The organism is uncultured Lacinutrix sp. (assembly GCF_947500325.1).
Taxonomy (GTDB): Bacteria; Bacteroidota; Bacteroidia; order Flavobacteriales; family Flavobacteriaceae; genus Lacinutrix.
Map to the genome: position 1 here is coordinate 1 of NZ_CANMRQ010000005.1, position 20110 is coordinate 20110.

At 28.2% G+C, this 20110-nt stretch carries 22 protein-coding genes; all 22 read left to right on the plus strand.

The genetic code is table 11. From position 1 onward, the window contains the following. The first annotated feature begins 89 nt into the window (after positions 1-89). The 22 genes from Q0997_RS08005 (at position 90) to Q0997_RS08110 (ending at position 19961) form a co-directional block, all read left to right on the plus strand. Positions 90-518: a 2-dehydro-3-deoxyphosphooctonate aldolase gene (locus tag Q0997_RS08005; RefSeq protein WP_299887123.1), complete on the plus strand. Its 429-nt coding sequence runs from the start codon at positions 90-92 to the stop codon at positions 516-518. 27 nt (positions 519-545) lie between these two features. Next, positions 546-1370 (plus strand): hypothetical protein, encoded by an 825-nt coding sequence (locus Q0997_RS08010; RefSeq protein ID WP_299887126.1) that lies wholly within the window; start codon positions 546-548, stop codon positions 1368-1370. 115 nt (positions 1371-1485) lie between these two features. Further along, positions 1486-2742, plus strand: a complete 1257-nt coding sequence (locus Q0997_RS08015) for a hypothetical protein (protein WP_299887129.1) — start codon at positions 1486-1488, stop codon at positions 2740-2742. Positions 2743-2919: 177 nt separating this feature from the next. Then, positions 2920-4053, plus strand: coding sequence for a hypothetical protein (locus tag Q0997_RS08020; RefSeq protein ID WP_299887132.1), 1134 nt, complete (start codon positions 2920-2922; stop codon positions 4051-4053). 187 nt (positions 4054-4240) lie between these two features. Further along, on the plus strand, positions 4241-4522 hold the full coding sequence (locus Q0997_RS08025; RefSeq protein ID WP_299887135.1) for a hypothetical protein: 282 nt from the start codon (positions 4241-4243) through the stop codon (positions 4520-4522). Beyond that, on the plus strand, positions 4519-5379 hold the full coding sequence (locus tag Q0997_RS08030) for an SH3 domain-containing protein (protein WP_299887138.1): 861 nt from the start codon (positions 4519-4521) through the stop codon (positions 5377-5379). The genes Q0997_RS08025 and Q0997_RS08030 overlap by 4 nt, the downstream gene beginning before the upstream one ends. Before the next feature lie 106 nt (positions 5380-5485). Beyond that, entirely contained in the window at positions 5486-6829 is a 1344-nt protein-coding gene (locus tag Q0997_RS08035; RefSeq protein ID WP_299887142.1) for an SWIM zinc finger family protein, read from the plus strand. A 3-nt stretch (positions 6830-6832) separates the two neighbouring features. Then, the gene (locus tag Q0997_RS08040) at positions 6833-9775 is read left to right on the plus strand and encodes a DUF6493 family protein (protein WP_299887145.1); all 2943 of its coding nucleotides are present in this window, start codon (positions 6833-6835) and stop codon (positions 9773-9775) included. A 314-nt stretch (positions 9776-10089) separates the two neighbouring features. Further along, positions 10090-10854, plus strand: coding sequence for a hypothetical protein (locus Q0997_RS08045; RefSeq protein WP_299887146.1), 765 nt, complete (start codon positions 10090-10092; stop codon positions 10852-10854). Positions 10855-11093: 239 nt separating this feature from the next. Continuing rightward, positions 11094-11534, plus strand: a complete 441-nt coding sequence (locus Q0997_RS08050; protein WP_299887149.1) for a GNAT family N-acetyltransferase — start codon at positions 11094-11096, stop codon at positions 11532-11534. A 79-nt stretch (positions 11535-11613) separates the two neighbouring features. Further along, complete coding sequence (locus tag Q0997_RS08055; RefSeq protein ID WP_299887152.1) at positions 11614-12429, plus strand: hypothetical protein; 816 nt, start codon at positions 11614-11616, stop codon at positions 12427-12429. A 64-nt stretch (positions 12430-12493) separates the two neighbouring features. After that, positions 12494-12967 carry a hypothetical protein gene (locus Q0997_RS08060; RefSeq protein ID WP_299887155.1) on the plus strand — a complete coding sequence of 158 codons (474 nt, stop codon included), beginning with the start codon at positions 12494-12496 and terminating at the stop codon, positions 12965-12967. Positions 12968-13041: 74 nt separating this feature from the next. Continuing rightward, positions 13042-13899 carry a tetratricopeptide repeat protein gene (locus Q0997_RS08065; RefSeq protein ID WP_299887158.1) on the plus strand — a complete coding sequence of 286 codons (858 nt, stop codon included), beginning with the start codon at positions 13042-13044 and terminating at the stop codon, positions 13897-13899. Positions 13900-13942: 43 nt separating this feature from the next. Continuing rightward, positions 13943-14470, plus strand: a complete 528-nt coding sequence (locus Q0997_RS08070) for a hypothetical protein (protein WP_299887161.1) — start codon at positions 13943-13945, stop codon at positions 14468-14470. Positions 14471-14608: 138 nt separating this feature from the next. Next, positions 14609-15184: a Crp/Fnr family transcriptional regulator gene (locus Q0997_RS08075; RefSeq protein WP_299887164.1), complete on the plus strand. Its 576-nt coding sequence runs from the start codon at positions 14609-14611 to the stop codon at positions 15182-15184. 70 nt (positions 15185-15254) lie between these two features. Beyond that, positions 15255-15884: a nitroreductase family protein gene (locus Q0997_RS08080; protein WP_299887167.1), complete on the plus strand. Its 630-nt coding sequence runs from the start codon at positions 15255-15257 to the stop codon at positions 15882-15884. Between the two features lie 8 nt (positions 15885-15892). Further along, complete coding sequence (gene hchA, locus Q0997_RS08085; protein WP_299887170.1) at positions 15893-16804, plus strand: glyoxalase III HchA; 912 nt, start codon at positions 15893-15895, stop codon at positions 16802-16804. A 154-nt stretch (positions 16805-16958) separates the two neighbouring features. Next, positions 16959-17396 carry an N-acetyltransferase gene (locus Q0997_RS08090; protein ID WP_299887176.1) on the plus strand — a complete coding sequence of 146 codons (438 nt, stop codon included), beginning with the start codon at positions 16959-16961 and terminating at the stop codon, positions 17394-17396. Between the two features lie 28 nt (positions 17397-17424). Next, complete coding sequence (locus Q0997_RS08095; protein WP_299887179.1) at positions 17425-17931, plus strand: GNAT family N-acetyltransferase; 507 nt, start codon at positions 17425-17427, stop codon at positions 17929-17931. A 400-nt stretch (positions 17932-18331) separates the two neighbouring features. Further along, positions 18332-18727, plus strand: a complete 396-nt coding sequence (locus Q0997_RS08100; RefSeq protein WP_299887181.1) for an AraC family transcriptional regulator — start codon at positions 18332-18334, stop codon at positions 18725-18727. 39 nt (positions 18728-18766) lie between these two features. Continuing rightward, positions 18767-19162 carry a VOC family protein gene (locus Q0997_RS08105; RefSeq protein WP_299887184.1) on the plus strand — a complete coding sequence of 132 codons (396 nt, stop codon included), beginning with the start codon at positions 18767-18769 and terminating at the stop codon, positions 19160-19162. Positions 19163-19394: 232 nt separating this feature from the next. After that, positions 19395-19961, plus strand: coding sequence for an SRPBCC family protein (locus Q0997_RS08110; protein WP_299887187.1), 567 nt, complete (start codon positions 19395-19397; stop codon positions 19959-19961). Positions 19962-20110: the final 149 nt, after the last annotated feature.

Genomic DNA, 20110 nt, shown 5'->3' on the forward strand with positions numbered 1-20110 from the left:
ATAAAACACCGAATATGGTATATTTAAAAACAGCGTAAATCAATTTTAACCTGTAGCCATATTTCAGGACAAGACATCAAAACCACAAAATGAAAAAAATAATTTACATTGGAATATTAGGACTTATACTATCTTGTTCTACAACCAAACAAGCTGTAAAAACTAGTTTAAGAAACAATCAAACATTTGAGCTAACTGAAATTTCAACTGACACTACATATGGCTTATCAGAAAAAAAACCAATCCAAGTCGGTGGAGTAGACAAAAAAGAAGGACCTTTAAATGAAAGGAGATTTCTAAACGCTCTAGCTGGTCCAAATGGCGAAGAAATTTCATATCATAGAGCTGGTAGTTGTTGTTCTATAAAAAGTAAAAATGATCCATTTGGATTTGGAAGTGTTATGTTGGATAATTATCGAGTAACTTGGCAAGGTTCAAAGGATACTATTTCCGTTTACATAAATATGTATGATTATGGAACTCTAAAAGCTCCCGTTGGATTTACAATAAAAAAATAAAACTGTTGCTAGCAATGCCAGTAATTAATGAGGGAGCAAGTACGAAGCGAAATGTTGGTTGATTTGCATTATCGCAAAAGCTTTTTTCTTATTTTTAAACTCAAACTAAAAAACGCTAAAAAGCTTTTACTTGTGTTAGGCTTGAAATTCCTTGAATTTCTTCGACGCTCTAATCATAGCAGGAACTTTGTAGCGCATTTAAACAAAATGCAGAAATCACTAATAATTATATTGCTTCTATTTTTTAATCTGACTTTCGGACAAGAAAAAACTGACCCAACTGAATCTCTTATTTCGGAGTTTAAATCGGAATTGAACAAAAAAGACATTTCGGATTTTTTTGTGATAAAACGCATAACTTATGGAACAGCATATATTTATGATTTAAACAACCCAAATTCTTGTAAGTCGAGCGGAATTTATTTTGAGATGTACGCATTTTGGAAAAACGGAAAGGATAGTTACGTGAAAAAATTTGATAACTGTGGAGGTTTCAACTCACTAAAACTATCTGACTCTAATGCAATTGAATTCTATAAAAAAAATATTGAAAAACTTAAATCGGAAAAAGTAAAAGCGTATCAATTAAAACCAGATAGTATTGGAAAAAACGGATTGCTTTACAAAAATATTTCTTCTGCAACACATCAACCTCAAAGATATTTTTGGTTCCATCAAGAATCAAAAGAATTTAAAAATCATTTTGACAAATACAATTTAACAACGGAAAAAGAAAATCCGAATCTGAATTATAAATCAAATAATGAACTTTCTATCGTAAAACTGAACGCAATTTGCGAGGAAATCATTGACGAATTTAATAACAAGGAATTATTTAACCGATTAAAATAAAAACGTACTACAACATCGTATAAAAATAATTGCTCAATTTTGGGCCTAAACAAAGGTCGTTGCAAGATTACTACAATTTTCCACCAGACATCAGAAATTCAATAACTTAACATAAATGAAATATTTATTATTATTTCTAATATTTTCTTCAAGCATTTCAATTTATTCCCAAGAAGGCAGGTATTTCAAAACAATTGATGAAGGGTTAGAAAATCCAGAAAAAGTTTATAATTTAACATTAAGTTGGAAAAACTTAACTGAATTCCCTGCTGATTTAATTAGGTTCAAAAACTTAAAATTTTTAAATATATCAAGAAATAAGATTGTAACTATTCCTGATTGGATTGGACAATTAGATAATTTAGAAATTTTGATTTTAAAGAATAATGAAATTTATGAAATCCCTGAAACTATTGGAAACCTAACTAAGTTAAAAGATTTAAATTTAAGTGATAATAATTTAGAGTATTTACCTCAAAATTTAAAAAAACTTACCAAGCTTAATTCATTATATGTTAGTAATAACAACTTAAATGCTTTCCCACAAAGCATATTAGAGTTAGTTAATTTAGAATACTTGTCTTTAGATAAGAATTCTATAAGTCAGATCCCTTCTAATATCAAAAATTTGAAAGGATTGTATGAATTAAGGTTAGAATATAATAGATTGATAGAACTTCCAATTGAAATTGGAAACCTTACAGAACTGAAAGAATTATATTTAGGTTCTAATAAATTAGAGAGAATTCCTGAAAACATAGGTGAATTAAATAATCTTCAAACGCTAAATTTATATGGCAATAGTTTAACCAGTTTGCCAGATTCTATTGGTAAGCTGGATAGTTTAATCTATTTAAATCTTGTTCGAAATTCTAATTTTACTCATTTCCCAAATAGCATAGGTAACTTAAAATCAATTAAAGATTTAAGATTAACTAACAGCAAAAAAATTACAACTATTCCTGATTCATTTTCTAAACTTCAAACCTTAGAAAATCTAGCTCTTGGATGGTGTGAAAATTTAAGGTTTCCAGAAATTATTTTAAGTATAGAATCTCTTAAATTCTTGGAATTAAGCAGTAATAGAATACTTGAAATTCCTAAAAAAGTAGGCGATTTAAATAAACTAAATCAGCTTTTATTGAATAACAATAGCATAACGTCTATTGATATCATTTGTGAACTTAAAAATCTTAAAACACTTGAATTAGAGGGCAATGCAGTAAAGTCAATTCCAGATTGTATAATTAGCCTAGAGAGATTGAAAAGGCTTAACTTAGAATGGAATAAAATTCGAAAGAAAGATATAAAAAAATACAAGCCTTTACTTATAGAATCTATCAATGAATTGCATATTGAAAATCAAAATTAAAACTAATACCAACAACGTGTATAATTAATTGCTTGGGTAATTGTTTACTCAGAAAATTCCTTAGAAATTTCCTCTGGCTCGTTCTATTTTGCTAACTTAGTTCTTAATCAACGCAACTAACCATACACGAACGCGTTGGCAGTAATTACTCAAAAAACCACGAAGACTAAATAGAAAATGTACAATACAGCAAAAATTTTAATCATTTTACTATTAATTGTAGGTTGCGGAAAAGAAGAAAAAAATATAAAACTCATCTCTCCTCTTGATAATCTTAAATTAACTAATAATTCTATCTATATATCTAGTAATGATATTAAAATTGACTCCCTAAATGAAATAGAAGCATTTATTAAAATCAAACAGTTTAAATTTATTGCAACTAATAATGGAATTTATGTTTTGGAGAACAACAAAATAACAAAGCAATATTCTTTCCATTTTAAAAATCACAATTTAGAATTACTTTCTGTAAAATTCAGACCTAACTCAAATAATTCAAAATTACTTTTTATCACAAGTACAGGACAATCTTCACCAGCACTATTATCACAGATAGATTTAAACACTTTAAATATTGATTGGATAAATGAATATTCTAAACAAATCGAATCAGCCAATTATTCTAACAATTCTAACTTGATTGCTATTGGTACTGGATATAATAAAAATAAAGAATCATCTAAACATTACTCTTCTTTATTTCTAATTGAAAGTACTAATGGTAAATTTCTTGATTATTTTAGACAAGGAGAGAGTGTCAAAAAAATTAAGTTCAGTGATAATGACCAACTTTTGTATTCTGTTTTAGATTGGCCACACGTATACACATATATTTGGAGTATTAATGAAAAAGAAAAAATAATTGGTAGTTATGGAAAGGATTCAACACCTTATTATGATATAAGCACTATTGATGAACAAACATTCATATCTATCGGAAAAAATGGAATTTCAAAATGGAATTTATCAAATGAGGACAAATATGAATTATTATATGATAAATATATTAACGCTGGGAATAAGATATTTAAATTTAAAAATACCGAAGAATACATTCTAATAGATTATTTTAAAGGGACAAGTAAAAATCCTTCAATAAAGTATTTAAACTCTGATTTTAAATTAACTTATAGCACTGAATTAAAAAATAATGTCACTAATATAGTTAAGTCTGAATTTATATTTAATGGAATAGATAGAGATAATAACTCAATCATTGCTTTTGATATTGAAAAAAGAGCAGTTACCCTTAATCTTAAAATAGATAGTTTAATAGTGAAAACTACTGCTAACAATGGTTATAACTAATACGGGTTTTGGTGCTTATCCGAAAGTTTAATGCTTTGAACCAAGTCCGCCAAATCTTTTGATTTGGCTTTAAAATTGAAAAAACAAAACACAAAATTTTATGACTTGTACCAATACGAAAGCCCACTCCTTCTCTACTCCGTACTATTTTATATACTAAACGTTAACATTAATACATAATAATAGATTGATAAAAAAACTCATTTGTATATTAACATTAATATTCCTAACTTCTTGTTTAAATAATAAAGAACTAAGAGAAGGTTGGTGGAAATATGGTGACGGATATCATATCGGAGATGTAATAAGTTTTGAAAGATACAATCTAATAAATAATACTTTATATCTAGAAAATATACCAAAAGCATTATTAATTAGTAAAGAAGAATCTGTTTTTGGCTTTACAAGTAGAAAAATAGTAATTAAAGATTTAGAGTCAAACAAAAGAGGTACCTATTATCAAAAATGAATAAAGTAATATTTAGCATACTATTAATTTTAACGTATAGTATTTCTTATGGACAAGAAATACTATACGTTAATGCAGACAATGGTTTAATAATTAGAGAAAAGCCTAGTAAAAACTCCAAAAGATTAGGCAAATTTAAATATGCAGAGAAAATTGAAGTTCAAGAAAAAACCAACATTAATTTTTCTATAGTTGATAATGAAAAAAAAATAAACGGTTCGTGGTTAAAAGTTCAAGGAATCATGAATAATAAAGTTACTAGTGGTTATGTTTTTAGTGGTTTCCTAATAGATGAAATTCTAAAAAAACGTATAGAAATAAAATTTAATGATTTTACTGTAGAGTTAGACCATATTGATCTAATGGGAGACTTAACTGCTTTATCAAAAAAACAAAAAGACACTGCTAAAATAAGCTTAGATTTATCTGGAACTCCAGAAAATAAATTCTTAAAAATTCTAAGTAAGAAATATAAGAAAATAGAAGTGTTTCAACGATATGAGAACAGTATCACTATAATGGACGAAGGCCCTCATTGTGATCTCACAGAATGGAAACATTTCTACTCTGAATGGAAAAAACTACCATATGACAGTAACAAAAACTCATTTAAAACCTTTAAATATTCTGAGAAAGATTGGAAAAACTTTATTCCTATAAAAATTAATGAGCTTAAAAGTGCAGTGGACAAATTTTGTGGGCAAAGATGGTCTGACTTATTAAAAAACATTAAAAAAGTGAATGAATATCCTAGCGGAGTATCAATGAGCAAGATATTTTTGAAAATTATTTTGACTGATAAAGACAATATAATAACTGAAAAAATTATTGAATTTGAAATTCCAATGGGATGTTAAAAAACTAATGCTAACAATTTGTATAATGTATATGCGTCCTTTAGGGTCGTAAATTAAACATACAAGAGATGTTGTGGCCAATTAGAACAAACTAGGAAAAATAAAAATGACAGAAACATTAAACTATCAATATTACTCACTCTCAAGTTTAGAAAAGAAAAAAGGGCAAGAAAATCTTCTTCTTTCAAAATTTAATGAAGTTGATAAAGGAATTTCTCCTTGTTTTTTCTGGGGGAAATTAAATAATCCTTATGAGTTGTCTAGATGTTTGATAACCTTATCTAATATTGTTCAATCAAGTTTTAATTTATCCCCATTTCAATTAGCACTATTGAAAGACCCAATAGTAACAGCAGGGAATAACCAAATAAGATTTGAAGGCTTTTCTCATTGTGCAGGGGTTTATGCTAGAGTTGATGTATTAGAAAATGGACAGGATGGAGAGTTTATAGAGAATGGTACTACAAATGTTGACTTTAATACACCTTTAATTTCAGAACTGGGTAAAATCAAGAAGAATGACGACCTTATCTTATCTGTTGGTCAAAAAGAAGTAGGGTTTCATAAAGGAGGAGAGAGTTTTATAGAACGTAAAGTACCGCTCCCGAGTAAGTGGATTAAGGGTTTAACAACAGTACAACATTACTTTTCAGAGTCAGATTATGCGCAAACATTGAATCGCATTCAAGCGATTCAATTATTTAAAACTATTCCGGCTGGAAAAGTAAAGACGGATTACTATTTAATAAAGCGAGGGAGTAAATATTTATTTAGCCCTCTAAAGGCTTCAAATGCTGTTTATATTGGTGGCATTCATAGATTAAAATTACTTCAACCACTTATTCCATTAATAAATAAGTTAAAAGTTTTTCCTCATCGGGATATGCAATCAGTAACTTTTATTTTATGTTTTGACGAATTGAATTTTGTGTTTTCTGTTTCAAGAGATTTTTGGAGAGGCTTTTCTGGTGAAGGAGCAGCTCTAGAGTCTTTAATAGAAGACCTACCTGATTCATTAGTAAAAGTATTTGATAATTACTCTTATACAAATCAAGAGTTTAATCCTGCATTAATGTCTTTTGAAGAAGGGATAGATATTTCCAAAATAGAAAAGCTATCCACTAAATTATCGGCTATGGGGCTATTGGGATATGATTTAGCAAAAAATGGATTCTTTTACAGAAGACTTCCTTTTAAGCTTGAAAGAATTTTGTCATTGAACCCTAGACTAAAAGGTGCAGAAAAACTTTTAGAAGAAAATAAGGTTAATATCTCTTTAAAGAAAGATAATAGAATAGAAGCTAAAGTAGAAGGTAGTGGCGTTCAACATTATATTGTTATTAATGGAGATAAGCAAAGATGTACTTGTACTTGGTTTAGTAAAAATCAAGGAGAAAGAGGTGCTTGTAAACATATTTTAGCCGTAAAGAAAAAAGCAAAAGCCATTTAAAATATGCTTGAAATAGAATTAGAATCTATTGTCTACAAGGAAAGAGATATTATTCCATTCTTGAAAAAACTTATTCCAAAAGAAAAAAGAGACCTTGTGCCATTTTTAAAAAAACTCGAAAAGACGATTTTTGAACGTTATGAGGTTACAGAGAAAACAAAATGGGGAACCTCTTATACAACTAAGCCAAAGCACTCTGAAACTAAAAGAGACCTAGTTCAAAAAGCTTGTTATGTATGTTTTAATAAAACTGATGCAAAAAAGATATTTTTTAATGTTAGTCAACTTTCAGTTAGTGATGATTATTTAGAAAATATTATTCCTTGGTACACACCAAAATGGTATGGAGATTTAATTAATGAACAAATGCCTTGGGAGTTAAATTATGAGAAGATGATGTCTTTGTATAAAAAAGAGTTGTTAGAACCCTCTCATGAGTTAATATTAGCACGACTTCCAAATGCAATAGTTGAAAGCAAATGGGAGAACAATAGAAATAGAAGTTTCTATAAACCCGAAATTCTTTACAAGTATAAAGAGACATTAGACAAACATATTTGGTTTTTATTTGAAGAAGAATCGGGTATTAATAGTTACTATAATTATTTACACCTAGAGAATTATAAAGGTGGTAATGATATATGGATTGACACCATTACCAATTTAGTCTATGAAAATAAGTTAGATAGAAAAAGAGTTTTAATTGCTACAATCTATTCTTCTACTAAAGGTTTTAATAAAACACTCAGCGGTTGGTTTTTTGATTTATTAATAAAATTAAATCCTTCTCAGGATGAAGTATTAAATTTACAAGATGAATTTTTTGCAGCTTTAAATTCGCTTCATTCCAAGATAATAAATACAGTTCTCAAATATTTTAAATTAGTTGCTAACCATAAAAAATTTAAACATAAAGTCTTTGTTGAAAATGCATCAATTCTTTTAAACTCTGAAACGAAATCTGTAGTTAATTCAACACTTATGATTTTAGATAAAATTGCTAAAACTCATAAAAATTCTGGTGTTTCTGTATGTGAAAAAGCTGCAGAAGCTTTGATAAATGTTGATGAAAAAATACAATTAAGAGCGGCTAAAATAATAGAAAAATATGGAGACTCTAAAAAGCAAGAGCTGTTTGATGTAGTTAATCTATATGCTGATAGTCTACTCCACTCGTCAAGAGAGGTTTTAAAGGAATATATAGAAACTTCTGATGAGATAGAAGAAGAAATCTATGCTGTAGATGAAGCGAAAATTTTATCAAAAGAGACAGAATTACTTAAACTTGTATCATTAGATGATTTAATCTTTTTTGTAAGTCAATCTATTGATAATAATGAAGTTTATCATATAGATTTGCTGCTAAGTTATTTGCCAAAACTTTACCCTCTTTTAAATAAAGATAATGTTACTAAACTAGAACCTATATTTAAGCGTTCTTTTGAGCTTTCTATGAATTTTGATTGGAAAAGTCAGATTGGAAATTTGGAATCGGAAGCAGCTTACTACATTAATGATTTTGCTGAAATTTTAATAAAAAAATATCCTTCTGAACTCGAAAGTTTTAAAAAGACTAAGTCTCAAAAAATCAAAAAATTTAAAGAAGATAGATACTATAGTTCTCATTATAAAGAAAGATTAAAACAAATAGAAAATCAGCCTATTCCAGATTACATATATCAAATACACCATTTTTTATTTATAAAATCTAAATCTTTAATCAAAAAGGGTTTGACTCTAGACCTCTTATCTACACCTACACATGCACCATGTTGGATTGAGCCTAATACTTTAATTGACAGAATCATTTCATATGAAAAAAGCAATGAAGAGATTAACCTATACGATTTTCAAATTGCGATTGGGAGGTTACCAATAAATGAATATTCGTCATATATTATTGAGAATATCAATAAGATAAAAGACAAAGAGATTAAGAAGGTTTTGAAGTATCATTTTAACCAATTGAAAATTCAAGACGTAAATATTTCAAGACCAGAATTATGGCTTCAAAGTGTATTGAGTAGAAATGTAAGTGTTGAAATTAAATATTTTCAAGAATATCTTGTAAATCCTTTAATAAAGGAAATGGGGACGTATAAATGGGATTGTAGAATGAGAGACCATTTCTATAAAGAATACGATTATGCAGCAGGAAAGCATATACAGAAAAAAATGATTCGAAAGGAGTTAAATTTTAAAGATTTTAATATCGACAAAAGAGAATCAGAATCAATTGTTTCAAACATTATAGGAGTTTTTAATAAAAAGAAAAAGAAGATTAAAGTTAGTAGTATTTATGATTACATGTACTTTAAAAAACAAAAATATTATACTACTATTCGCCCTCATGATGATGTGAAATTTTTATTTCTTTCACCAAATAACCCAAGTATGTTCTTAAGCCATGTTATTCATAATAACCTTAAAGAATCTACTTTTTTTGATGAAACAAGTAAAAAAAATATGGTCAACTTACTAAAAGGGCTTTATGAAGTCTGGTATAGAGAAGATTTTAAAGAGTCTACATATCTATTTTTAGCAACTGGTTTTTTGTGTAGTCATAAAGTGGGAAGAGAACTTTCTTCCGAGATATGGATTAAAGCAAATTCTGAAAACAAGATTAACAATTTACTACTAGGTAAAATTTTAGGTGAATTAGAATTGGGCGAATATGCTCCTATTAAAAGATTTACAGACTTATTAACTGCTAACCTATTCAATGTTTCTAAAAAGCATAATGAAGCTTTATTAAGTCTTTTAGATAATATGATTGCAAATATGGGCAATTCACCTATTAGAGGTGTCAATAAGTTGTTAGAAATATTCTTAGAATTAAAGCTTACTTTTCCTCAAATAGAAATCAGTCAATCATCAAAAGAAAGATTGATAAATTGGAAACAAACAAATACCCTCAAAACATTAATTAATAAAATTGAAAAATAATAAATTGGCCACAACAAAGAACTGAGTTAAAAAATAAGCAATTATAATCTTATTTCCCGCTTTTGTTCTTTCTTGTTTTTATCAAATTTAAGACGTTACAAACTTAAGACGTATAAAATTAATTACTACTTTGCTGGTTAAATGGAAGAGTTTGTTTTCAATTCGTATATTAGTTATGTTGAAAATAACGCGTCACAAACTTCGCGTATTTTTTCACTGCGAATTTTTGCCGTAAACGAATCATTTTAACGCAAAGTGCACAGCTTAAATCCGCAACTAATCATACACAAATTGTTAGTCAAAATTTAAAACGAATGATATTTAAAGGACATTTTGATCCATTATTAGCACCTCTTGATTTTAATAAACTTACGATCTTTACAAAATCAGACGAACAAAAAGATATTAGAAAAGAATACTTTTACAAAGACAACAAAGTTTCTAAAATTATTGATTATAGAAATAGTATAATATCCGAATATGAGCATTCTGACGACAATTTTGTTGTTAAATTTTATCTATTTGAAGATACGATAGATAAAAGGGAATTTGATTCAATTAAAAAATTCACTTATTCGAATAGTAAAAAAACAAGAGAAGTTCTAATAAATATCGAAAACGAAAAAGAAATAAAAATTTACACTGGAGAATTCGAATACTTAGGAGATGATTTATCCTTCGAACGATACACATATAATGATGGAGAAGAATATAGAATAAAGCACGAATGGAACAAAGCAAAGTCCATTAATAACATTATACACCTTGATGAACCAGACAAAGTAAAATATACGTTGAATGAAAATGGTTACTTAATTGAATCTCTACATTTTAAATATGAAGGAAGTGTAAAGAAAACAATTTACGAATATAAAGATAATAAGCTCTTTAAGTTAATTGAATATCCACATCTTGAATATAAAAAAACATTATTAGGTAAAATCAAAATTACTGGAGAGGCTCAGTTTATGGATGAAACAGAAAGTTATTACTTTGAAAATGGTTTACTGAAAGAAGAAGTTGTTAAAGATTTTGAAACTAAAGAAATAGTGAATGTTCTATATTACTATTATGAATAATAACTTTAGCTAAAAATGTGTATAGTTAGTAGCTTGTTCTGCGTGTACTCCAAAAATTTCACGAATTTTACTCTGGTTAGTTTTCTTTTACTAATTTAGTTCTAGCTTTCTTACAAAGACGTGATTCTATTCGGTTTTTAGTTGCTTAAACACACAACTAACCATACATTAAACACCTTAACATCAATTAAAAAAACTAACACAAATTGGAGATTATAGAAGAACATAAAAATGGATATATGATTTCAACCGACAAAAAAAAGTTGGATATTTCATTAATTCATAATTTCTTAACACACGAGTCTGGTTGGAGTGATGGAATACCCTATGAAAAGGTGGAAAAATCAATTAACAATTCATTGAATTTCGGAATATATTTTGAAAAAAAACTAGTTGGATATGCTAGAGTAATTTCAGATTTTTCTACTATCGCATATTTAGGGGATATTTTTATTTTGAAAGAACATCGAGGACTTCGATTAAGTAAATGGCTCATGGAAGTAATCATGAAACATAAAGAATTACAAGATTTAAGACGTTGGATTTTATTGACAAGCACAGCGGAATGGCTTTATGAAAAATACGGATTTACAAAACTACCAAAACCAGAAATTTACATGGAAAAATTCAATCCGAATGTTTACAAAAATGAAGAAAAAACTAATGCCAATACAGTATAAAAACAATTGCTATTTAGGTTAAACCAAAGGGCGTTGTAATTTTGTTGTTTCACTTCTTTAAAAAATATCCAATAAAAAAATGAGTCGAAAAAAATGGCCGTCAAAAAAAATATTCAATAGATTGTTGAATAACAAAACCCAAAAAACATATTGGGATAATATTTCTGAATTAAGAAGAAGACCAAATCAAAGTGTTTTTGATGAAGCTTATAAGTTAGCGAAGTCAAATATTGATAAACAAAAAATTATTGGACTCCACATACTCCAACAATTAGGATTTGAACCAAGATATAATAAAAAGCAAACTGTTGAATTACATTTTAAACTTCTTGAAAAAACACAATCAGATAATGTTCTTAAATCTATATTTCACGGAATAGGTCATAATAACGACGAATTAAACGATAAACAGGTTTCAAAATTAGTAGAATTTCAAAATGTAAAAAATATTGATGTTAAACACGCATTAATTTCAGCACTCTCAGGTATAGAACACTCAAAAGCTATTAATGTCCTTATTATTTTTATGAAAGACAAAGTTTCATCAATAAGAAATTGGGCTACTTTTGGAATTGGAAGTCTAATAGAATCTGATAATAAAGAGATTAGAAATGCCCTGTGGAATAGAGTTACCGATAATCATTTTGAAACTAAATCTGAGGCTATTGTTGGCTTAGCTAATAGGAAAGACAAACAAATTAAGAATATTATAATTTCTGAATTGAAAAAAGGAGATTATGGAACTTTATTATTTGAGGCCATTTTGACAATTAAAGACAAAGATTTTTTACCACTACTAAATAGTAATTTAGAAATAGCAAAAAAAGATAAAAATGATATTAAGAATGGTTGGGTTTTAGCTCTAGAAGAAACAATAAATGAATTAAAAAAATAACGAGCTAACAACAATTTGTATATTACATATATACAATTCGGTATGAAAACATAATATACAATAGATGTTGTACACAATTAACAATACTATAGAAACATATATGAAACTTATCCTGTTAATATTACTTTTTATTTCTTATGGTAGTACATCATGTCAAACGAAACCATCTACTAAATTAATAAGTTATAAAACTGAAACTGCTCAGAAAGATTTTCTGTGGCTTAAATTAGCGGATTCTGACAGCGTTAAATTCAAAGGTTATTCAATTAAAGTTTATAATCAAGGACGAGACTCAGTACTTTTTGCCCATTATATAACTAAGCTATATAAATCTAAAAAAGATGTAGAAAATTTACTATTCAAAAAACAATCGATTCTCGTTTTAGAGGCTTTAGCACTAAAAACCAATTTACCTGACACTATGTTTGTTCAAGCTAAGGGTCTAAAAAAAGAATCAGTAATTAGAAAAAGTACTGACTTTAATATTATGGCAGTTTTTAATAAAAATGAATGGCAAATAAAAGATGGACAAGTCTGAAAGACTCTAAGAGATTTCTAGGGTTAATATATTAAACATACACCGCAACGTTGTAAATAATTATAAAATAAACTATGAGAATAATAATTTTAGCTCTAATATTAATTTCAAATATTGGATTTTCACAAAATAATTTGACTGAATTAAAATTTGACACTAAATATTTTAATGCAGTTGATAAATGGGTAGTTTTTCCAAAAAAAGATACAGATTCCACTTATACTTATGGATTTATTTATTTGGACAATCAAGCAGGGTTTACATTCAATTATAAAACTCAATTTCAAATTGATGAACAAAACCTAAAAAATATTACTAAAGACTCTATTCTAGGTTTTATGAAATATAGACTTGAACCAAATACAAGTTTAGTTTCTGTTTTAACTGAAAACCAGATTTCAACACTAAATTTACCAAAAGAGCCAGAATGGTTATCTATTTATAAAGCAGGTTCAGATGAAGTTGATTATTTAAAAAATGAAGGGTATCACTTTAATCACGTTGGAGCAAGTGATTTAGCACTAAAACCACTTTTAAAAGCATACGCCATTGAACCACATTTTGACGGACTTGAGTTTGAATTATCATTTGCTTATAATCATTTGGGGCAATATGAAAATGCAATTCCAATTTTAGAAAAAGCTATTGAAAATAACCCTAAAAACTTCTATTTCTATAGAGAATTAGGCTATTCGTATGCTAACCTAAATAAAATTCAAGAAGCAGAAAAAACATATCACAAAGGAATTAAAATGTCCGATAACGATTTTGAAAAAAGTGAAATGGCAGTAAATATGGCTCAAGCATATTTTAAATTAAAGAACAAAGAAAAATTTCATGAATGGGCTAAATTAACAAAAAAATACGCTAAAGAAAACTCAAGATATGTTCAATATATCGAGTACTTTGAACAAAATTGGAATAAAAAATAACTATATACAATAATGGCTCCGAGCCATTATTACACATTTGAGAATGACGCAAAAACAACGTAAAATATTTTACCCAACAATTTTCTTTCTTGGAGCAATTTTAATTATTTGGGAAATTAATATTTATAGAGAAACAATTATTAATTGGATGATTCCGGTAGGGATTATAATTTTTGTCGGAATAATAGCATCTATTCTTGACTTTAAAAATTATAAAAAAACTTATCAATATAGCGGATTTGAACTTTATCTCTATTCCGCAATGCATTATGTAATTGGATTTGGGTTTATTGCTTGCTCAATTTTTATGTTATCGAACTATTATTTCGCTAACCAAAATATAAAAACTGAATCGTTTGAGATTATTCATACTTCATCATTAGCATCTGGAGGAAAACATACAGTTGACGTCAAAACACCAACATTTAGAATTAACTATAATGGAAAGGTAAAAGAACTAGTTTTTTCATCTAACTATTTTGAAAAAAGGAATTTCTACAATAATGTGGAGTTAGAAATTCGGAAAGGATTATTCGGGTTCGATATTTTGGAAAATAAAAAACTATTCTAACGTCGTATATAAGTCATTGCTAGTTTTTTTTGAACTTACATAATCTTCGTGGATTTTCCATCTGGTTTGTATTTGCTAAATTAGGTCCTTAAAACACACTATTAATCATACATAAACATATTGCTCAAACCTGAACCTATGAAAGAACTTTTAGATTATTTTAAAAATTTGGTTTCAATTTCGCCAGAAATAGAAAATAAACTTAATGAAATAGTCAAAGAAAGAAACTTAGTTAAAGGAGAACAAATTCTTGCTGACAATTCTTCAAAAAAGGAACATATTTTTGTTGTAAGTGGATGTTTACGTTCTTTTTACAAAACAGAAGACGGAAAAGAGCATACGTTACAATTTGCTATTAAAAATTGGTGGATAAGTGATTATATTACCCTTTATACGGATAAGAAATCCATTGTCTCTATAGAAAGCTTAACCCATTCTAAAGTTTTAATAATCGATAATTCTAATGTTGAAAAATTTTACCAAGAATTTTCTCAATTTGAAATCATCCAACGTAAGAATTTTGAAAAACGAATTGCTGCACTTCAAAAACGAATTTTAAGCTTGCTAGCATTAACTGCAGCAGAAAAATACAGTCAGTTCATTGAAGATTATACCGAATTCGAAAAGATTATACCTAATTATCAAATCGCTTCATATTTAGGCATTACACCTCAAAGTCTAAGCAGAATTCGAAAAGAAAGAATCAAAAATTAATTTATTACCATAGGTTCATATTTGCTTTTTAATTATCATTTAATTTTGTACGATAATTAAAAATAAGACAATGAATTTTTTAGACATATTAAATGAACGCTATGCTACTAAAGCTATGAATGGCAAAGTAGTTCCTCAAGAAAAAATAAATAACATTTTAGAAGCAATTAGATTAGCACCAACATCTAGTGGGCTGCAACCTTTTGAGGTATTTGTAGTTACAAACGACACTACTAAGTCTAGCATTAAAGAAATCGCCTGGAATCAATCGCAAGTTACAGATTGCTCTCATTTATTGGTGTTTGCTGCTTGGGATAATTATACCGAAGACCGTATTAATTATATGTTTGATTTAACCAACGAAATTAGAGGATTTAAAAACGAAGGTTGGGAAAACTACCGCCAAATGTTATTAGATGGCTACCCTAAGCGTGATGCTGAAAAGAATTTTGAGCATGCTGCAAGGCAAACATATATTGCTTTTATGGCTGCCATTGCTCAAACTACGTATGAAGGCTTAGATAGCACTCCTATGGAAGGTTTTGATCCAGATGCCTTAGATAAAATTCTTGGACTGCGAGAAAAAGGATTGCGAAGTACACTTTTACTACCTATAGGTTATAAAGACGCAGATAAAGATTGGTTAGTTAACCTTGTAAAGGTTAGAAAACCAATGGATAAATTAGTAACATTTATATAAATCAAATCATGAAGAAAAAAATAATATTAACTATAGTTAGCATTATCTTACTTGCTTGTGTTGTTCTATACCTTACTTCAAGACCAACTGAAACTAAAGACGGATCTTATATTCCATCTCCATTAGCATTAAAATTAGCAACATCTCCAACTACAAATTTTGATAATACCACTTATGAAAATAAATACACAGGAAATAAAAAGGTGTTAATGATTTGTACAGAACAAAAAAATATGACTATGGCTAATGGTAAAAAGTTCTCAACTGGAAATCATCCTGTCGAAATACTTCTACCTGTTCTACATTTAAAAAATGCTGGTTTTGATGTAGATGTCGTTACACCAAATGGAAAACCAGTAGTAATTGAACAATGGGCAATGCCAGAAAATGATGAGTATGTAAAAACAATATATTCTGAATTCAAGAACAAGTTCGAGAGTCCTATAAATCTATCTGATTTTGTAATAAACACAATGAATGAAAGTTCAGATTATATAGCCATTTTTATCCCTGGAGGTCATGGAGCAATGCTTGGACTACCAGATAACAAAGATTTGAATAAATTAATAAATTGGTCATATAATCAAGATATGTTTACACTTGCTATTTGTCATGGTCCAGCTGCATTATTAGCTGGAAGTTTAGACAATGACAAAGATAATTATCTATATAAAGGCTATAAAATTGCTTCATTTCCAGATGCTGTTGATGAGCAAGGACCAATAATAGGTTATACACCTGGTCATATGCCATACAAGTATGGTGAACGACTAAACAATTTGGGAGTTACAATTATTAACGAAGAAGCTGATAATACAGTTCATAAAGACCGAAAATTAATTACAGGTGCTAGTCCTTTAGCTGCAAATGCTTTTGGAAAATTGGCCGCAACAGAACTAATTAAAGAGGTAAACAAATAAATTACTCCATTAACATGTATAAGTAATAGCAATTTGAGTTTTAATTCAAATTGCTATTCTTTTTTATTTTGTAAATTACTCACAAAAAAAGTAGTGTACTAAAACTCGCTACTACCCATACCCAAACACGTTTGTAACAAGCTAAGTTACCCAAATGGAAATAAAAACTGAATTTACTATTGAACCTTGCGAAAAGGAAAATGTAAAGAAAATAGTTGATGGAATTAACAACTATAATTTGAGTAAAGTTCCTGCAATTGCAGACATTTGGACTCGCTTGGAATTTGTAGCCAAAGATAAAAACGGAATCGAAGTTGGTGGAATATTAGCAGGAATTGGTTATTGGAACGGACTTGAAATTAATATTTTGTGGATAAAAAAGGGCTATAGAAAAAAAGGAATTGGAACTCAGATTCTAAAACACGTAGAAAAAATAGCCATCGAAAAAGGAGCAGAAATTTCAATGCTCGACACATTTGATTTTCAAGCAGAGGATTTTTATTTGAAAAATGGATATAAACCAATTGGAGAAATAAAAGGCTTTCCAAAAGGGCAAAGACGGATCTATTTATCAAAAAAATTAACGAAATAAATAAAAGTCATTTAAGCATCTTATAAAAATGAGATTGATCAAGCCAGATTTCAATTTGGAAATTGAATATTTAAAAATGTTAGATGAATGGAAATCTACTAAAGAAGAAATGGTACCGTTCTCTTTAACGTATAACACCAGTGATTTCAAAAAATTCGTAAAAACCAATGAGAAACATGAAACTAACCCAGAAAACGGATTTGTCTGTCATACTACATTTTGGCTAGTTAACGATACCAATGAAATAATTGGCACTTCCAACATTAGACACAAATTAAATGAGAACTTGTTAATTGAAAATGGGCATATTGGATATGGAATTAGACCAACATTTAGAGGAAAAGGATATGCAACAAAGATATTAGCATTGTCACTAGAAAAAGCCAAGGAATTGGGATTAAAAAAGGCTTTATTAACTTGTGATAAGCTAAATATCGCTTCTAAAAAAGTAATACTAAAAAATGGAGGGACTTTGAGAAGAGAACAAGTTGTAAATGGAAAAAGAATACTAAGTTTTTGGATTAGTATTAACTAAAAATTAAACAAAAAATTCGTAATATGTTTAATACATTCCCTCTAAATTTTCCAATTACAGATACATATTCCTTATCCTTTTACTATATTATTTTATAATGAAACATCACAGGTTCTTACCGCAACAAACCATACATTTAACATTAATTTAAAAAACAAAATATAGGCCACTCATCTTTGAATAATTGGTAGTGTACACCTAATTTATAAAACCTCAGCTTTCTACGAAAAAAAGATATAAAAGAGTTTAATATGTAACAGGACGCAATTATCAAACATCATTAAAGGTCAAAAACTAGTAATAAAAATGATTACTAATAGCATATAAAAAAAATGTTTATTTTTAGGTTGAACAAATAGACGTTATACAAAACGTTGTCGATAATGCGAAATCAGTAAAAATGACATTCTACGAAACTGAAATAAAGCGAATAAGAAATATTTGTTATTCAAATAATAAGCAGATAGAGACTGTGATAGCAACACGAAATTATATCGATAACAACTTTGAAACAGAAATTAATTTGGATTTTTTATCTCTTATACACTTTACATCCAAGTATCATTTACTCAGACTTTTTAAGAAGTATTATGGACTAACACCAAGACAATACTTAATGGACAAACGAATTGAAAAATCTAAAGAGCTCCTCAAGGAGGGAATGACAGTTACTCAAACCTGTTTTTCTGTTGGGTTTGAAAGTTTGGGCTCTTTCAGTACTTTATTTAAAACCAAAACAGGAAAATCTCCTACCAAATTTCAAAAAGAGCAACTTTCAAGAAGTCAATTAAGTTGAAAATTCTCAACTTTGAAATTATAACTAAATAACATAAAGATGAGAGTAACACTAATTAGTATTCCTGTTCAAGATCAGGAAAAGGCGTTAAAGTTTTATACCGAAAAATTAGGATTTATTAAAAAACGAGACACGCCATTAGAAGGTGGTAATAGATGGTTGACTGTAATTTCTAAAGAAGCACAAGATGGTCCTGAACTTTTACTAGAGCCAGCACCTATACATTTTGAACCTTCTAAAGTTTTTCAAGAAGCATTAATGGAAGCTGGAATTCCATATACACAATTTGACGTTGATAATGTTGATAGCGAATATGATAGACTTCTAAAAAAAGGTGTAGAATTTAGTGTAAAACCAACTAAGATGGGAACAGTGAAATTTGCTATTTTCAATGATACTTGTGGAAATAACATTCAAATTGTAGAAATGTTGTAAAATAAAAACACAAAAAAATGAGAGTAATACTAATCTTAGTATTACTCATATTTGGTTGTTCAAACTATAATTTAGACTTGAAAAAATAACGAAAAAAAGACACAGAAAAAGGAGGTTTCCTATTCGATTTGTATTTACTAAAACTAGTAACCCAACCACACAACTAACTATACTACAGATTATTGAATTAAATTAATTATCTTACTAATTGTAATCTAACAATATAAAAATCATGAAATATTTAAAGTACATATTAGGAATTGTAGCCATCTTAGTTATCGTTTTTTTTCTTTTAGGCATAATTAAACCTGAACTATCTTATAATTGCGAAATAATGGTAGATAAACCATTAGCTGAATCTTGGGCTGTAAGTCAAGATGTAGAAAAAATGTCTGATTGGCTGGTTGGATTCCAAAAATTTGAACATGTGAGTGGCACTCCTAATACCATTGGTGCTGTATCTGATGTCTATTTTATAACAGATGGACAGGAAATGGTTATTCGTGAAACGATTACAGGTATTGTACCAAACGAGTCTGTATCTATGTCATTTACTTCAGATTTTATGGATATGGATTATATACTTAGTATGGTATCTATCGATGGAAAAACAAAAGTTAGAACTAGTACTAAAGCTAAAGGAAATGGAATAATTTCAAAATCCATAATGGCTTTAATGGAAAATTCTATGGAAACACAAGAAGAAACAAATCTTAGCCATCTTCAAAAAACAATTGAAAATAACACAAAGAATTATGTTATTAAAACAGAAGATTCTATTCAAATAAATAACAATTAAAGACAACTATAAAATCTAGCCTTATAACATATAAAAGCAATTACTTTATATAAAAATTAGACTTTTAATTTTACAACAAAATTAGATTGTAAACATCCTGTTTTCGATAAATACGATTGGAAATTAATAAAATAAAAGCCACAAAGTAA

Bases quoted from the DNA above. Each gene is read 5' to 3' on its own strand.
- Q0997_RS08005 (WP_299887123.1), top strand. From the start codon at position 90: ATGAAAAAAATAATTTACATTGGAATATTAGGACTTATACTATCTTGT.
- Q0997_RS08010 (WP_299887126.1), top strand. From the start codon at position 546: ATGAGGGAGCAAGTACGAAGCGAAATGTTGGTTGATTTGCATTATCGC.
- Q0997_RS08015 (WP_299887129.1), top strand. From the start codon at position 1,486: ATGAAATATTTATTATTATTTCTAATATTTTCTTCAAGCATTTCAATT.
- Q0997_RS08020 (WP_299887132.1), top strand. From the start codon at position 2,920: ATGTACAATACAGCAAAAATTTTAATCATTTTACTATTAATTGTAGGT.
- Q0997_RS08030 (WP_299887138.1), top strand. From the start codon at position 4,519: ATGAATAAAGTAATATTTAGCATACTATTAATTTTAACGTATAGTATT.
- Q0997_RS08035 (WP_299887142.1), top strand. From the start codon at position 5,486: ATGACAGAAACATTAAACTATCAATATTACTCACTCTCAAGTTTAGAA.
- Q0997_RS08040 (WP_299887145.1), top strand. From the start codon at position 6,833: ATGCTTGAAATAGAATTAGAATCTATTGTCTACAAGGAAAGAGATATT.
- Q0997_RS08045 (WP_299887146.1), top strand. From the start codon at position 10,090: ATGATATTTAAAGGACATTTTGATCCATTATTAGCACCTCTTGATTTT.
- Q0997_RS08050 (WP_299887149.1), top strand. From the start codon at position 11,094: ATGATTTCAACCGACAAAAAAAAGTTGGATATTTCATTAATTCATAAT.
- Q0997_RS08055 (WP_299887152.1), top strand. From the start codon at position 11,614: ATGAGTCGAAAAAAATGGCCGTCAAAAAAAATATTCAATAGATTGTTG.
- Q0997_RS08060 (WP_299887155.1), top strand. From the start codon at position 12,494: ATGTTGTACACAATTAACAATACTATAGAAACATATATGAAACTTATC.
- Q0997_RS08065 (WP_299887158.1), top strand. From the start codon at position 13,042: ATGAGAATAATAATTTTAGCTCTAATATTAATTTCAAATATTGGATTT.
- Q0997_RS08070 (WP_299887161.1), top strand. From the start codon at position 13,943: ATGACGCAAAAACAACGTAAAATATTTTACCCAACAATTTTCTTTCTT.
- Q0997_RS08075 (WP_299887164.1), top strand. From the start codon at position 14,609: ATGAAAGAACTTTTAGATTATTTTAAAAATTTGGTTTCAATTTCGCCA.
- Q0997_RS08080 (WP_299887167.1), top strand. From the start codon at position 15,255: ATGAATTTTTTAGACATATTAAATGAACGCTATGCTACTAAAGCTATG.
- hchA (WP_299887170.1), top strand. From the start codon at position 15,893: ATGAAGAAAAAAATAATATTAACTATAGTTAGCATTATCTTACTTGCT.
- Q0997_RS08090 (WP_299887176.1), top strand. From the start codon at position 16,959: ATGGAAATAAAAACTGAATTTACTATTGAACCTTGCGAAAAGGAAAAT.
- Q0997_RS08095 (WP_299887179.1), top strand. From the start codon at position 17,425: ATGAGATTGATCAAGCCAGATTTCAATTTGGAAATTGAATATTTAAAA.
- Q0997_RS08100 (WP_299887181.1), top strand. From the start codon at position 18,332: ATGACATTCTACGAAACTGAAATAAAGCGAATAAGAAATATTTGTTAT.
- Q0997_RS08105 (WP_299887184.1), top strand. From the start codon at position 18,767: ATGAGAGTAACACTAATTAGTATTCCTGTTCAAGATCAGGAAAAGGCG.
- Q0997_RS08110 (WP_299887187.1), top strand. From the start codon at position 19,395: ATGAAATATTTAAAGTACATATTAGGAATTGTAGCCATCTTAGTTATC.